This is a genomic window from Pelovirga sp. C15f, from assembly GCF_057178085.1.
The window spans coordinates 257,869-271,286 of the sequence record NZ_JBXUCV010000002.1 but is presented as its reverse complement, the minus strand read 5'-3'; the positions used below and the strand labels follow the sequence as shown (position 1 = coordinate 271,286).

Here is a 13,418-nt window from a genome sequence, read left to right as displayed (position 1 = left end):
CTACTCCCCATATTGCCGGGCATAAAATTGTCGGTATGACCCACTGAGGATATGATCGCACCAATCACGGTGTGCAAGATACCAGTCGATGGTTAGGCGGATTCCCTCGGCAAATCCCAGAGACGGTTCCCAACCCAGCTCATTCTTGATTTTAGCTGAGTCGATAGCATAGCGGCGGTCATGCCCGGCACGATCCTTGACAAACCTGATCAGGGAACGACGTGCCTGGTTGTCCGGCAACAGCCCGACCTTTTCATCGAGAACATCGCAGATGGTGTGAACCACATCAATATTCTGCATTTCGTTGTTGCCGCCGATATTGTAGGTTTCACCGAGGCGCCCCTGTTGCAGCACCTGCAAAATTGCCCGACAATGATCGGTGACATGGAGCCAGTCGCGAATGTTCTTGCCGTCACCGTAAACCGGCAGTTCTTTCCCCTGCAGGGCGTTATTGATCACCAGAGGAATCAGTTTTTCCGGAAACTGGTAAGGGCCATAATTGTTGGAACAGTTAGTAATGACAGTCGGCAGCTGGAAGGTATGAAAATAGGAGCTGACCAGGTGATCCGATGCTGCTTTACTCGCAGAGTAGGGGGAACGGGGATCATAGGGGGTGGTCTCGGTAAACAACCCCTGCGCTCCTAAAGAACCATACACTTCATCGGTTGATACATGGAGAAAGCGCCGGGATGATCTTTCTGCGACGGCTGGTTGCCAGGTTTTTCTGGCGGCCTCAAGCAAGGTAAAGGTGCCGATGATATTGGTCTGGATAAATTCCGCCGGGCCGCTGATACTGCGATCGACGTGGGATTCAGCGGCAAAGTGAACGACAGCGTCGACCCCCTCGTCCAGAAACAGATGTTCCACCAGCGCTGCGTCACAAATATCCCCCTGCACAAACCGGTAACGATCATCGGTTTCGACATCACGCAGGTTTTCCTGATTACCGGCGTATGTCAGTTTGTCAAGGTTGACGACCCGAATCTGCGGCACCGATTGCAGCAACAGCCGCACAAAATTGCTGCCGATAAAACCACAACCACCTGTTACCAGAACAGACTTCACAAAAGCCTCCGCGTTGGAGAAAGCGTCAACACATCAAAAGGCGACACAACAGAAGGAGGTTACTATTTCAATCTTGAGGTCATTATAAAACCGCGCACCGTGGATGCGTTACAATACTATAAAAACAAACCATTTTTTTAAAAAACTTCCAACAAAAAAGGGCCGCTGCAACCCATCATTACAGCGACCCGTTGTTTTGACAACAGGGTACCAACTATTCCTTTAGCGGTGCAACCTCAGGCAAGGGTGTTCTCGAACTGAATTGCGTCCCTTCCAGAATCACCTGCAGGGCCTTGTTTGTTGCGGGAGCAAAGAGCACCGGCGCAGCCAGATTAAGGGTGATCCTGCGCTCGGGCGACACCGAGACTATGCTGCAGACCAGGCAAAGTTCGCCGTCGGCGATACCCAGCTTCTGCCGCTCACGGTTATCGGGAATCACCTTATAGTCATAAAAGAAATCGGATGGATTGGTGAGGATAAAAGCCGCCTGGGGATCTTCCACACTCTGGATCCAGAAAAGGGGCCCCTCTTTTTCATTAGGCATCACGACGAAGTCGCGCAGATCTTCAAAACCGATGAGCCCTTCAGGAAAGTGAAGAGTGTTTGCCGGATCATACTCAATTTCACCAAAACGGGATTGAATTTTTTTCATGGTTGTTTCCTCCCGGACTTCAGCATATTGCTCAGCTCGTCCAGATCCGCGATGTGCCATTGTGTTGCCTCCTGGTTTTCCTCTTTGATTTTGTCGTAGACTTCCTGACGATGAACCTTCATGTCGCGGGGAGCATCAATCCCGATGCGGATGCCACCACCCTTTACTTCGATAATCGTGATCTTGACATCATCACCGATGATGATGCCTTCTCCGGCCTTGCGTGTGAGTACCAACATGATGTGCCTCCTGGCTGTTATCCGTACCGCCTCCGCAGTACGTTTTGAGATTCATGCTAAATTCTGTTTTCTATATTATGAATGCTGCCCCTTAAATATAATCCAGTATCGACAATGCCGAAACCTTACCGGTGACATTCAACGCCGCTTCGAAGCTCTGCTGCTGCTGTTGCAGCTGCGTGATCGTTTCCAGAATGTCAGCATCTTCAAAACGGGAGCGAAAGGCTTCCATGTCGATCTTGATTTTTTCCATCTGTGAACCGGCTACTTCAAGACGTTTGCCGATATTCCCTTTCAAACTGCGTTCGCCACGGATCTGGTTGGCTGCACTTTCCAGCGGATCGATCAAAGCGGCCACAGCCCCCGAATCATTGGCACGAAAGGCAGCCTCCAGCTGAGTTACCAGCCCGAAGACGTCTATCGGATCCTGCATCAACTTGTCGCCGGTAATATTGACCCCAATCAGCTCATTGGGGGCAATTTCAAATTCAACGAGACCCGTATCCCCTTCATAAATAACCGGCCAGGTCGTCGGCTCAGCCGGATCATAAGAGGGTGGCCAGGTCGTTGGGTCAGCCGGATCATAAGCAGGATCGGTGGGATCAAAGTCAGCCGGCCAGCTCGCAGGATCAGCGGGATCGAACGGATCTGCAATATAAGATTCATTCGCAGAAAAGGGACGGGTCTTTTCACTGAATCCGGCAAAAAGATATTTTCCATCAACCTGCGCATTGGCATCTGCGAGCAGACTATCACGCAACTGCCTGATTTCTTCAGCGTAGGTACGCATATCTTCCGGGCTCATGGCGCCGTTAACTCCAGCGATGGCAATCTCTTTTAAACGGATCATGGTATTTTGGATACCGTCAAGATAGCCATCCATATTGTTGATACGGTCAAGACCGGTGGCGATGGTTTCAATGTAACGATCCGATGCCTGAATCTGGGTGCGGGCACTTAGCACCGGGCTGATCGCTGTCGGGTCATCTGACGGCCGATTGAGTTTTTTACCGGTCGCGGCCTGCAACTGCAAAGTTGACAGCCGGTCACTGGTGCGATCGAGAAAATTCTGCAAACTGCGATAGGTTGTTACTTGTGTTGCTTTCATGGCACCACCTAGCGTTTCAGGGTCATCAACGTGGCCATCATCTCATCAACCGTCGACAGGAAGCGCGCCGAGGCTTCGAAACCGCGCTGATACTTGAGCAGGTTGATCATTTCTTCTTCCAACGAGACGCCGTCAACACCGTCACGCATGTTTTCCAGCTGCACCAGGCTGTCCTTGTAGCCCTGGGCGGCCTGGCGGTTACGGGCAGTCTCAACACCGACAGTGGAAGCGATCTTGCCGTAAAACGAGACAAAGGTATCGTTGCCGAGCAATTGTTCCTGCTCCAGCAATAGAATTGACAGGGCGTTGGTGTTATCTCCGGGGGCAATGGTCTGACCCGCGGCAATCTGGCTGGTCAAATTAATATTCATCTGCAGATTAGAAGAAGCATCATCGACACCAAGAGGTTGGACAAAGAAATCTAATCCGGTGCTGCCATCCAATCCTGTGCCGGCCTGATGCGCCGTATTGACTTCGGAAGCAAAAGTATAAGCCAGCTGATCAAGCCGATTCACCACATCGGGAATCATGATGTCACGGACTTCGTAGAGACCGCGGAATTCACCGCCTAAAGCGTTTCGGTCAAGAGGCAGGGTGGAGGCTCCGAAGCTCAATTCGAGATTGACATCGGTTCCGGAAAATACGCCGTTGATCTGATTGGCCTTACCCATTTCCACCAGGGGCATGCCATTGGGCAACTGCACCGAAGCGGCCCCGGTGGAGGTTTCAAAAGTGGTGGCGCCGATACTGGTAGCCAGGCTCTTGAGCAACACATCACGACGATCACGATCGGAGTTGGCATCCTGGCCGGACATCTCAAGAGCCGAAATCCGCGTATTGAGCTGGGCTACTTCCTCAAGGGCCAGATTGACACCATCGATTTTGGAAGTGATGGTGCTGTTGATATTTTTTACCGACTGCTGGGTTTCGCGATAGATATTGGAGAAGGCGCGGCCGAGCAGCTCACCACGTTGCAACACCGCCTGCCGCTCAACTTCACCACCGGGGTTGGTAGAGAGCTGACGCCAGGCATCAAAAAACTGGTCAAACTCATCCGACAGGCTGCCTTCGCCGATACCGATCACTCGCTCCAGTTCAGCAAGGGGATTAAGCATGCTGTTTTCCAGGCCGGCTTCCATCGATTTTTCTTTAATCTGACCGGCAAGAAAAACATCATGAGAGCGCTGGATCGAGCCGACGGTGACGCCGGTACCGATAAAATAATCACCAAAGGCCAGGGCGGGATAGGGCGAGAGGTTGGGGGTCTGGCGTGAATAGCCTTCGGTGTTGACATTGGCAACATTCAGGCCGGTAATCTCGATGGCTTTTTGATTGGTCTGTAATGAGGTGCGGCCGGAGTTCAGCGCGGCGTTGAGTCCACCCATGATCTACACCTTTCCTGACAGCAGTCGCCCACCCTGATGCAGGGTCCGGGACTGACCCGAGCCACCGTACACCTGAGGCATGGCAGCTTTACCGAAAAACCCCATCAGGTCACGCACCCAGTTCAGCCCGGTCCACAGCAAAAAAGCGTTGCGGCGGTTTTCGTGGTCGATCTGCTTGAGCAGACCCTGTAGCCCTTCCACCTGCTCGGGAGCAATAACCAGCCCTTTGAGCAATTCTTCCTTGTCGGCAACGATCGTCTGCAGCCCTTCCATGTCGAGGCGCTGAGCCGCTTCGCGTTCCTGGCCCAGAAGTTCAAGCAGTCGCTCGAGAGCTTGTCTGACATGGGGATCCGCCATGATCAGCTCTCCCGCATCAGGAAGGGGAGCAGGCTGGCAGCGACCTTGTTCAGGTCAGGCTTGTAGGTTCCTTCCTGAATCTGACTTTTAAGTGCTGCGATCTTGTCCATACGTGCAGCCTCCTGAGCGGATGTAGCGGCTCCGACCTTCTCAGCTTCTTTGAGGGCACTGGAAAAATCCACCCGATCAGTTTGTTTGCCGCCGTCATTTTTTTTGACGTTGGCCGCCTTGTCAGTTCTCCCCATCTGTCCGACAGGTCCGTAACCTCTATTTCCAACGATTCGATCGACCATAACCAACTCCTATTGCTCCTGGTCAAAACTGGCTGCAAAGGTGTCCAGCTTTTCCATAATGGCTTCGTAAGTTTTTTGTGATATCTCCGGTAGCGCCCCACCAAAGGCCTGTTGTGCTTCGCTAAAGCCTTTGTCGATAGCGTCTTTCATCTGTTGTAACTTTCCAGGGTCATTACTAAAAGCATTGATAGCAAATCCAACAATGCGCTCCGAGGTCTGCTCAATGCCAAAGTAACCGTCCTCAGCCACCAGTGCCTGTGCTTCTTCCGGGGTCAAGGTCGCCAGATCGATGATCCCGCTGCCGGTATCAACTTTACTGGTCGCACCCTGATCGAGCAGGGTTTTTACCACCAGTTGCCGTAATAATTCGTAAGGTTCCGCCACTTTCAGACCCGGCCCGTAGGTTGCTTCTGCCTTTTTACTCCCCAGAGAGACTCGATCAGCGTCGCCTGCCGTCTTGTGCTGCGCATGATTTCGCTGGGATTTTTCTTCCTGCAAAGGGGTGTTTACCGGCTTTGCGCCACCTGTCGGGTTGATCTGCTGTACCATGGCTAACCTCCCTGTTGTCCATGTGCAAGTCTTTTTCTATGAGACTGTTATCGACCATGGAGAAGAGCTTCTTTAGTTTTTTATTTGCAATGCTACGGCCTTTTTTTAGATCAGCGCAGCGCCTAATCGGAACAATAGGTGTTGACATTACTCTGATTAATTATTACAAATGATATGTCACAAACAATCAGCACTGAACCTTCTGATGACAACAGGATATACCACCCCCATGACCGATCAGAACAACCGTCAACTCCCACAGCACTGGGTGCAGGGTTGGGCCCATTGCGCCTTCTCCCCACAGACATCCATCGCTTACGGAGAGGGAGAGACCGTTCTGCTGGCAGAAAAAGATGCAACCCTGCTCAAACTGGGGAAGTCACTACTTGAAATCCTCGGATACCGGGCCCTGACCGCCAACAACGCTGCCGATATTCTCGAATTATGCCGCACAGAGAAGATAGAGATGATTGTTTTCGACGTCGAGATAGATCATCAGGTGGCTGAAGCGGAAAAAGCTCTCCCCGACACCAGGCGCCTCCAGCCAGCCACGAAGATATTACTTTCCACCGCCCATGATCTTTCCCTGGGGTTGAGCAGTTGCCCGCAGACAGGAGAATTGCCGGTTCTGACCAAACCCTTCACGGTACAGTCCTTCAGCCAGGCCATCCGCCAATGCCTTGGGAACTAGCACCCTGTAACCCATAATCTATCGCATCTTGCTTGTCCTTTGACGCGCCAAAATCCTGCGCAATCGTTGCGACGTTCTATGAGTTACAGGGAACTAGGGTCTTATGCCGGTCGCGCCTTTCGCTTGCGCAAGCGCTGCACCTCATGAACGCGCTTTTCTGCCAGCTTGATCTGCTGTTCCTGACTTCCGGACATGCCTTTACGCGAACGCGGTTGGTGCAGCTGATACCTGCCGTCGGCCTGCATCTGCCAGCCGTTGACGCGGTCTTTCAACTGCACTTCCAGCATCTCCAGCAACTGTTGGCGCAGGTGGAGGGAGCTCACCGGGATCAGGGCCTCCACCCGGAATTCGAGGTTGCGCTTCATGGCATCAGCTGAACCGATCAACAATTCATCCTCGCCGCCATTGCAGAAATAGTAGACCCGGGCATGTTCGAGAAAGCGTCCGACAATCGACACCACGCGGATATTTTCCGATAATCCGACAATCCCCGGACGGATGCGACAACTGTCGCGGATCAGCAGATCGACCTTGACCCCGGCCTGGGAGGCACGGTAAAGCGCCTGGACAATCTGTACATCCTCAAGGGCATTCATTTTGAAGATTATTCGCGCTGGTTTGCTGCCGGCCCGGCAGGCGATTTCCCGGTCAATTTTATCCAGCAGGGCTTTTTTCAGGATTTTCGGCGCCGGCAACAGGCATGTGTAATTACGCTTTGGGGTAAAGCCGGTCGTCAGATAATTGAACAATTCAGTAGCATCACGACCGACCTCTTTGTCATAGATCAACAGTCCCAGATCACAATACAGGCGCGCGGTGACCGGGTGGTAGTTGCCGGTACCGATATGCACATAGCGGCGCAACCCCTTGTAGTCTTCGCGAATGACCAGAATCATCTTGGCATGGGTTTTCAACCCGACGACACCGTAAGTCACGTGAATGCCCGCCTCCTCCATGCGCGTTGCCAGCTTGACGTTAGCCTGCTCATCAAAGCTGGCTTTGAGCTCTACCACCACGGCTACCTGCTTGCCGTTGCGTGCGGCACGGATCAGATAGTTGATGATCCCGCTGTTGGGGTCGGTACGGTACAAGGTCATTTTGATGCAGCGCACCTTGGGGTCACTGGCAGCCTCGTGTAGAAATCGCTCGACCGATGAAGAGAAAGACTCATAGGGATGCTGCAGCAGAATCTCTCGTTGGTCCCGAATAGAGTGGAAGATACTGCGTTCTTTAGTCAGCAGCGGATGATCGACAGGGTGATGTGGCAGATCCTTCAGGGCAGGAAATTCGAGACGGTATAACTCCCAAAGATCGCGCAGTCCGAGCATCCCTTCGGAAACAAAAACATCACGTTCTTCATTAAGGCCCAACTCAGCCGCTAAACGGCCGCGGTTTTCGAGGGACACATCGGGAGTCACCTGCAAACGGACGATAGGGGCAACACGACGATGCTGCAGGGTGGTTTCAATCAGCTCGAGCAGATCATCGGCGTGTTCCTCATCCTTGCTGGTATTGGCATTGCGGGTCACCCGAAAGAGTTCGCAACCGATGATTTCCATGCCGGGAAACAGCAGGTCAAGGTTCTGTTCCACCACCTCTTCAAGCAGAACATAGCGATGCCCTTGATGTCCGATCCGTTGAAAACGGCTGGCGCCGGCACCCACCGGCACTTTAACCCGTGCCAACGAAACCTCCTTGTCGCCGGGATAGCGCAGCTTGACAAACAGGTTGAGGGACAGGTTGGAAATAAAGGGGAAAGGATGAGCCGGATCAACTGATTGCGGAGTAATCAGCGGGAACAGATTATCGTAGAAATAACTGCGTTGCGCTTCCTGTTCACTGCGTCCGAGCTTAGAGTAAGCAACAACCTCAATACCGACCTTTGCCAAGGCCCTGAGCAGCTCTTTCAGGGTCTGTTCACGGCGGGCGCTCTGGTCGATCATCACCTGGAAACAGGCTTCTATCTGTTGCCGGGGAGTGCGTCCATCGACAGTGACATCCTGGATTCCGGCAGCAACCTGCTGCTTGAGGCCACCGATGCGCTTCATAAAGAACTCATCCATATTCGAACCGTAGATCGCCAGAAACTTTACTCGTTCAAGCAGTGGCAGGCGCTGATCCGCAGCCTGGCTCATCACCCGGTCGTTAAACTCCATCCAGCTCAGTTCACGGTTGATATAGAGGGCGGGATCATTTAAATCAAACTCTTTTTTTTCTGCTGTCACCGACACCTCCTGCGGAGATAATGGCATGGAATCGGGCGTTAGCGGCACAGGTGAAGGCGGCATCTAAACTCTCCTTAGAATATGGTAAAAAATCCGCGCCACCATAGCCTGTCTATGTGAGAATTGTGTGAGAATGCCGTTTTTGCCACAACTTTCGACCCGGACCATGGCAATGCATCAGACTGATAGGTTATGATGATAAACAAATATCTGCCATATTGATAAATGTTGTAAACATTCTACAACGATTTGCACCCGGTTCCATGAGGAAAATACCATGACCGATAGTCACAACGCCCTGCCGGCAACCACGCGCCTGGCTGCCATCGATATCGGCACCAACTCGATTCGCTGCATTGTCGTAGAAGCTGATGCCCAAGGCAATTTTCGTGTCCTCGATGATGAAAAAGCCCAGGCCCGCCTGGGCGAAGGTTTGAGCCAAACCGGGATCATCTGCGATGCCGCCATCCAGCGCGCTATCGACGCGCTGACACGAATGAAGCGCATCTGCGCCGGGCTTGGTGCCGAGATTGACGCGGTGGTTGCGACCAGCGCGGTGCGCAAGGCACATAATCAATCGAGGTTTCTCACTCAGGTCAAAGCGGCGACCGGTCTGACCATCGATGTGATCAGCGGCGAGCAGGAGGCGGAACTCGCCGCACTAAGTGTTCACCATAATTTTGCCATGGATCAACAACGCTTTGCCATGGGCGATATCGGTGGTGGCAGTGTGGAAATTGTCGTCGCGGTGGGTGATCATACCGAGAACCTCATCTCGCTGGATCTGGGGGCCGTCTTTCTGACTGAAACATATTTTACCCACGACCCGGTCACCAGTAGCGAGCTCGAAAAGGTACGCAAGCTGGTACGGAAGGAGCTCAAAGCCCATGGCATCGGCAAAGGGCTGGCCGTCTCCTGTCTGATCGGATCCGGGGGCACCATGACCAACATCGCCGGCATGATCATGGCGATGCGCGGCGAACAATATGAATCAGTGCATCGCTACGAGGTGCTTCACTCCGAAGTCGTCCATATGCTGGCGATGATCGCCCGCAAAACCCAGAAAGAGCGCCTGGTGGTCCCCGGACTTAATCCGGAGCGGGCCGACATTATTCTCGCCGGCATGGTTGTGGTCGATGAACTGATGCGGCGCCTGCGCACCAACCTGCTGCGCATCAACGGTCAGGGTATCCGCGAGGGGCTCATCCTCCACAGCCTTCAGCAACGTCAACTGCTGCCCCAGCGCGCCGCGTCACGGCACTGGCGTGACGCCATTCTGGAGTTCGGTCGATCCTGTCGCTTTGACGAACAGCACGCCAAACAGGTTTGCCGCATGGCAGAAACTATCTTTGACGCCGTTGCAGCCAGTTATGAACTGAATGAGCGCCAGCGCGACCTGCTCATTGCCGCCAGCCTGCTTCATGATATCGGCTACTTCATCAGTTATGATCGCCACCATCGCCATACCTACCACTTGATCCGCCATGCCGACCTGTTCGGCTTTTCCCCGCGCGAACGCGAACTGATCGCCAATATTGCCCGCTATCACCGCAAGGCCAAACCAAAAAGCAGCCATGAAAGTTTTGCCGTCTTAAGTCCGGAGGATCAACAACTGGTGCGGCGCCTCGGAGGCATTGTGCGGCTGGCGGACGGCCTTGACCGCCGGCGTAATCTCCAGGTGAAACAGCTAGAGTGCCGACTGACCGATAAAAACCTTGAAATGACTCTCAAAAGCCCGCGGGAAATGTCAGTGGAACTCTACGGCGCCCGCAGCAAATCTGACCTGTTCGAGCAGGCCTTTGATCGGCCACTGCTGGTCTCTGCGAAGCGCGCTGAAGAATGATGGTTAAAACCTTTAGGCTAGATCACCCCTCTTTTCTGCCATCGGGGTAACCTGTGCCTTTCACAGCTCCGGGCTGTCCCGTCTTAAAATCTTTTTCCATATAATGGATTAAATCGTCGGTTGTCAGTACCTTGGCACAAGTACTATTGGCAATAGTCAAAGCATTTTTCTGGTTCGCTGTGGCGGTTGCGACAGCATCGCCTATGACGATGACATCATATCCCCGAGAATTACCCGCATACGCGGTGCTGAGAACACATTCATCAGTCCACAATCCGACGATGACAATCGTGTCAATAGCTAGTTCTTTGAGCTTTTCGTCGAGATATGACTTGCCTTGCTCATTGAAGGTCCAGAACATATCCAGATGCTTGCCGTGATAATACCATCCGTCCGCGATCTCCTGCGCTGTCGGCGCGATTTCAGCCAATGGCTTCAACCCAGGAGCACCGTTAAAAACATAAACAGCATTTTCCGGGTCTTCCGGCCGCAAGCCCCTGGGACCATACCAGCGATCCATTGCATTTGAAATGCCATCATCGTATCTGCGGGTCCACGAACTCCAGGCGATACACACGCCGTCGCTGGACGTTCCGGCCTGTCGGAAGGTTTTCATTATTTTTGTCATGTTCGGAAGGATGCCGCCGGCATAGGGCCGATACTCCTCCTGGCAGTCATCCAGCAACAAAGCGATTCTGCGGGGACGATCCTTCAAGTCCCAGGCGGCCCAAAAGGCCAGAGGGGTTTGATTCGGCCCACCGGGGGTCTTACTGTGATTGTCCATCGGTTGCAGAGCAAGTTCTAGATCCCGGTATTTGCAAGGCTGCTGCAACGCTTCTTTGAGTGTCAAGATATTGCGGTCGCTTTCAATCATGTCCATACTCCGTTCGGTTGAGGCAAAACCGATTCTATTTGATTGAAGGCTAACAGCCGATGGGGCAAAGGCAAGTTAAATAGCCGCAAAACCTGTCCTTGTCATGGTTGGCGTCGCGCCATTCTCGAGCAGTCAGGTCGCAGAGGGCAACATTGAGAAGATCGGCTGCGTTTGCGTGGGTGATAGCGGCCTGCTTCGGGGTGACCTCAGCCGGGATCAGCGATATACACCTGCCCGTTAAGCTTCAAGGGGACAAACTTCTTTGTACTCTGGAGGCCGATTTTCTCCTCCAGCGCGATTTCACGCCCTTACCATCGGCAAACAATCCCAGCTTGTCGTATAGGCCGGTGATTTAAGTTCCTGCTTCATGAACCAGTCTTTTTTCGGGCGCTGCCCACCAAACCAGATCTTGCCGAGTCCCCTGTTATTGATGCTGTCGATGGTCAGCATCAGGCGGTCTGAGGTGTCGGTATCGTCGGCTTGGCCGAACAGGGGATATTGGATCTGCTGTGCGGGAGTAAAGTCACTCAGCATGATACCGGCCTTGGCGTAACGGCGCCCCTTTTTCCAGATCTGTTCAAACAGGGTGGTGGCCATGACGGTCAATTGTCGGGTGTCGGAGGTGGCTTGAAAAAAACCGCCGGTCGCGGCATTGGCGTAGTAGGGTTGGTTTTTATCAAACGGACTGGTGCGGATAAAAACGGTGAGGATGGCTGCCCGTTGTTTTTCTTTCCTGAGCTTTTCGCCGGCACGGGCGGTAAACTCGCAAAGGGACTGGCGAACCTGGATTTTGTCGGTGATCTTTTCGCCGAAGGAGCGCGAGCAGACAATCTGTTTTTTGGGTGGGCTAATCTCTTCCAGGTTGATACAGGATTCGCCGTTCAGTTCCTTGACGGTACGCGCCATGACCACAGAGTATTTTCCCCGGATAAAACGGGTATCCATCCGCGCCAACTGTCCGGCGGTGGTAATACCGATGCGGGCGAGACTTTCCGTATGCCGTCGCCCGATCCCCCAGACTTCAGATACCGGGGTGATATCGAGCAAACGCTGCCGGCGTTGCGGATCGGATAAATCCACCACGCCGCCGGTCTGTTTGAATTTCTTGGCGGCATAGTTGGCCAGCTTGGCCAGGGTCTTGGTGGGGGCAATACCGACACAGACGGGAACACCAACATCCCTGATAACCGTCTGTCTGATCCGGTAGCCATAGGTTTCAAGAGGGGAGATACCGCTTACATCCAGAAAAGCTTCATCGATGGAATAGATCTCCACCCGCGGAGCGAAGGTTTCCAGAGTCTGCATCACCCGGGTGGAGATATTGTCATAGAGACTGTAGTTACTGGAGAAGATGCGGATGTTGTGCGCTTTGATCAGATCCCTGACCTTGAACACCGGGGTGCCCATCTTGACCCCCAGGTCCTTGACCTCCTGACTGCGGGCAATGATGCAGCCATCATTGTTGGAGAGCACCGCCACCGGAACCTTTTTCAGATCAGGACGGAACACCCGCTCACAACTGACGTAGAAGTTGTTGCAGTCGACCAGGGCGAAGACGTTATCGGTCATGGTTTGCGCAGGGAATGGATGACAGTGGTAACAACACCGAACACCTGCAGCTCCTCCCCTTCCGGGATCACCAGCGGCAGATAATTCTTGTTCATCGGCATCAGCCGCACCATTGGTTTAAGCTCCAGCCTTTTGACTGTTAACTCGCCACCATACTCGGCTATCACCACATCACCATGACGTGCCTCCAGGGAGCGATCCACCACCAGCACGTCACCGGGAAAGATCCCGGCGTCGAGCATGGAATCGCCCGACGCACGGACAAAGTAGGTGGCAGCGGGTTTGGTGATACACAACTCGTTCAGATCCAGACTGCGCTCGCAATAGTCGGACGCCGGCGAGGGAAATCCGGCAGGTACCCGGTCAAGGAACAGGGGGATATTAAGATTTTCCGGCGGAACCTGATCGGCCCGACCGAGTAGAATGGCTTTCATATTGATCTCCTGACGGCACTATAGCACATGGCATAACATCCCGAGGTGACACAATACGTCACTCCCATGCGGCAGGTGGGGCTAATCTTTTCTGTCGATTTAAGCTTGCCCCCAGATGCTGAGTTAGAGTAATC

The 13,418-nt window shown here is 53.3% G+C and carries 14 protein-coding genes; 2 read left to right on the top strand and 12 right to left on the bottom strand.

The window, feature by feature from the left end:
* From rfbB to AC1931_RS06490, 8 genes are all read right to left on the bottom strand, one after another.
* A complete protein-coding gene (gene rfbB, locus AC1931_RS06525) occupies positions 1-1,065 on the bottom strand; it encodes a dTDP-glucose 4,6-dehydratase (RefSeq protein WP_483876441.1) in 1,065 nt (354 codons plus the stop codon).
* A 214-nt stretch (positions 1,066-1,279) separates the two neighbouring features.
* Entirely contained in the window at positions 1,280-1,717 is a 438-nt protein-coding gene (locus AC1931_RS06520) for a flagellar assembly protein FliW (protein WP_483876440.1), read from the bottom strand.
* Positions 1,714-1,956 (bottom strand): carbon storage regulator CsrA, encoded by a 243-nt coding sequence (gene csrA, locus AC1931_RS06515; RefSeq protein ID WP_483876439.1) that lies wholly within the window; start codon positions 1,954-1,956, stop codon positions 1,714-1,716. The genes AC1931_RS06520 and csrA overlap by 4 nt, the downstream gene beginning before the upstream one ends.
* Positions 1,957-2,047: 91 nt before the next feature.
* Positions 2,048-3,064, bottom strand: a complete 1,017-nt coding sequence (gene flgL / locus AC1931_RS06510) for a flagellar hook-associated protein FlgL (protein ID WP_483876438.1) — start codon at positions 3,062-3,064, stop codon at positions 2,048-2,050.
* An 8-nt stretch (positions 3,065-3,072) separates the two neighbouring features.
* A complete protein-coding gene (gene flgK / locus AC1931_RS06505; protein WP_483876437.1) occupies positions 3,073-4,449 on the bottom strand; it encodes a flagellar hook-associated protein FlgK in 1,377 nt (458 codons plus the stop codon).
* 3 nt (positions 4,450-4,452) lie between these two features.
* Positions 4,453-4,806 carry a hypothetical protein gene (locus AC1931_RS06500; protein ID WP_483876436.1) on the bottom strand — a complete coding sequence of 118 codons (354 nt, stop codon included), beginning with the start codon at positions 4,804-4,806 and terminating at the stop codon, positions 4,453-4,455.
* 2 nt (positions 4,807-4,808) lie between these two features.
* A complete protein-coding gene (flgM, locus tag AC1931_RS06495; protein WP_483876435.1) occupies positions 4,809-5,099 on the bottom strand; it encodes a flagellar biosynthesis anti-sigma factor FlgM in 291 nt (96 codons plus the stop codon).
* Between the two features lie 9 nt (positions 5,100-5,108).
* Positions 5,109-5,648: a hypothetical protein gene (locus AC1931_RS06490; RefSeq protein ID WP_483876434.1), complete on the bottom strand. Its 540-nt coding sequence runs from the start codon at positions 5,646-5,648 to the stop codon at positions 5,109-5,111.
* A gap of 229 nt (positions 5,649-5,877) precedes the next feature.
* Between AC1931_RS06490 and AC1931_RS06485 the strand changes: the two genes are divergently transcribed.
* Complete coding sequence (locus tag AC1931_RS06485; RefSeq protein WP_483876433.1) at positions 5,878-6,339, top strand: response regulator; 462 nt, start codon at positions 5,878-5,880, stop codon at positions 6,337-6,339.
* Between the two features lie 101 nt (positions 6,340-6,440).
* On the opposite strand, the gene ppk1 is transcribed toward AC1931_RS06485, so the two are convergent.
* The gene (gene ppk1 / locus AC1931_RS06480) at positions 6,441-8,627 is read right to left on the bottom strand and encodes a polyphosphate kinase 1 (RefSeq protein WP_483876432.1); all 2,187 of its coding nucleotides are present in this window, start codon (positions 8,625-8,627) and stop codon (positions 6,441-6,443) included.
* 214 nt (positions 8,628-8,841) lie between these two features.
* Here ppk1 and AC1931_RS06475 point away from each other — a divergent pair, with 214 nt between their 5' ends.
* Positions 8,842-10,407: a Ppx/GppA phosphatase family protein gene (locus AC1931_RS06475; protein WP_483876431.1), complete on the top strand. Its 1,566-nt coding sequence runs from the start codon at positions 8,842-8,844 to the stop codon at positions 10,405-10,407.
* A gap of 22 nt (positions 10,408-10,429) precedes the next feature.
* On the opposite strand, the gene AC1931_RS06470 is transcribed toward AC1931_RS06475, so the two are convergent.
* The 3 genes from AC1931_RS06470 to umuD form a co-directional block, all read right to left on the bottom strand.
* Positions 10,430-11,281, bottom strand: coding sequence for a cysteine hydrolase family protein (locus AC1931_RS06470; protein WP_483876430.1), 852 nt, complete (start codon positions 11,279-11,281; stop codon positions 10,430-10,432).
* Between the two features lie 300 nt (positions 11,282-11,581).
* The gene (gene umuC, locus AC1931_RS06465; RefSeq protein ID WP_483876429.1) at positions 11,582-12,850 is read right to left on the bottom strand and encodes a translesion error-prone DNA polymerase V subunit UmuC; all 1,269 of its coding nucleotides are present in this window, start codon (positions 12,848-12,850) and stop codon (positions 11,582-11,584) included.
* On the bottom strand, positions 12,847-13,284 hold the full coding sequence (gene umuD / locus AC1931_RS06460; protein WP_483876428.1) for a translesion error-prone DNA polymerase V autoproteolytic subunit: 438 nt from the start codon (positions 13,282-13,284) through the stop codon (positions 12,847-12,849). The genes umuC and umuD overlap by 4 nt, the downstream gene beginning before the upstream one ends.
* Positions 13,285-13,418: the final 134 nt, after the last annotated feature.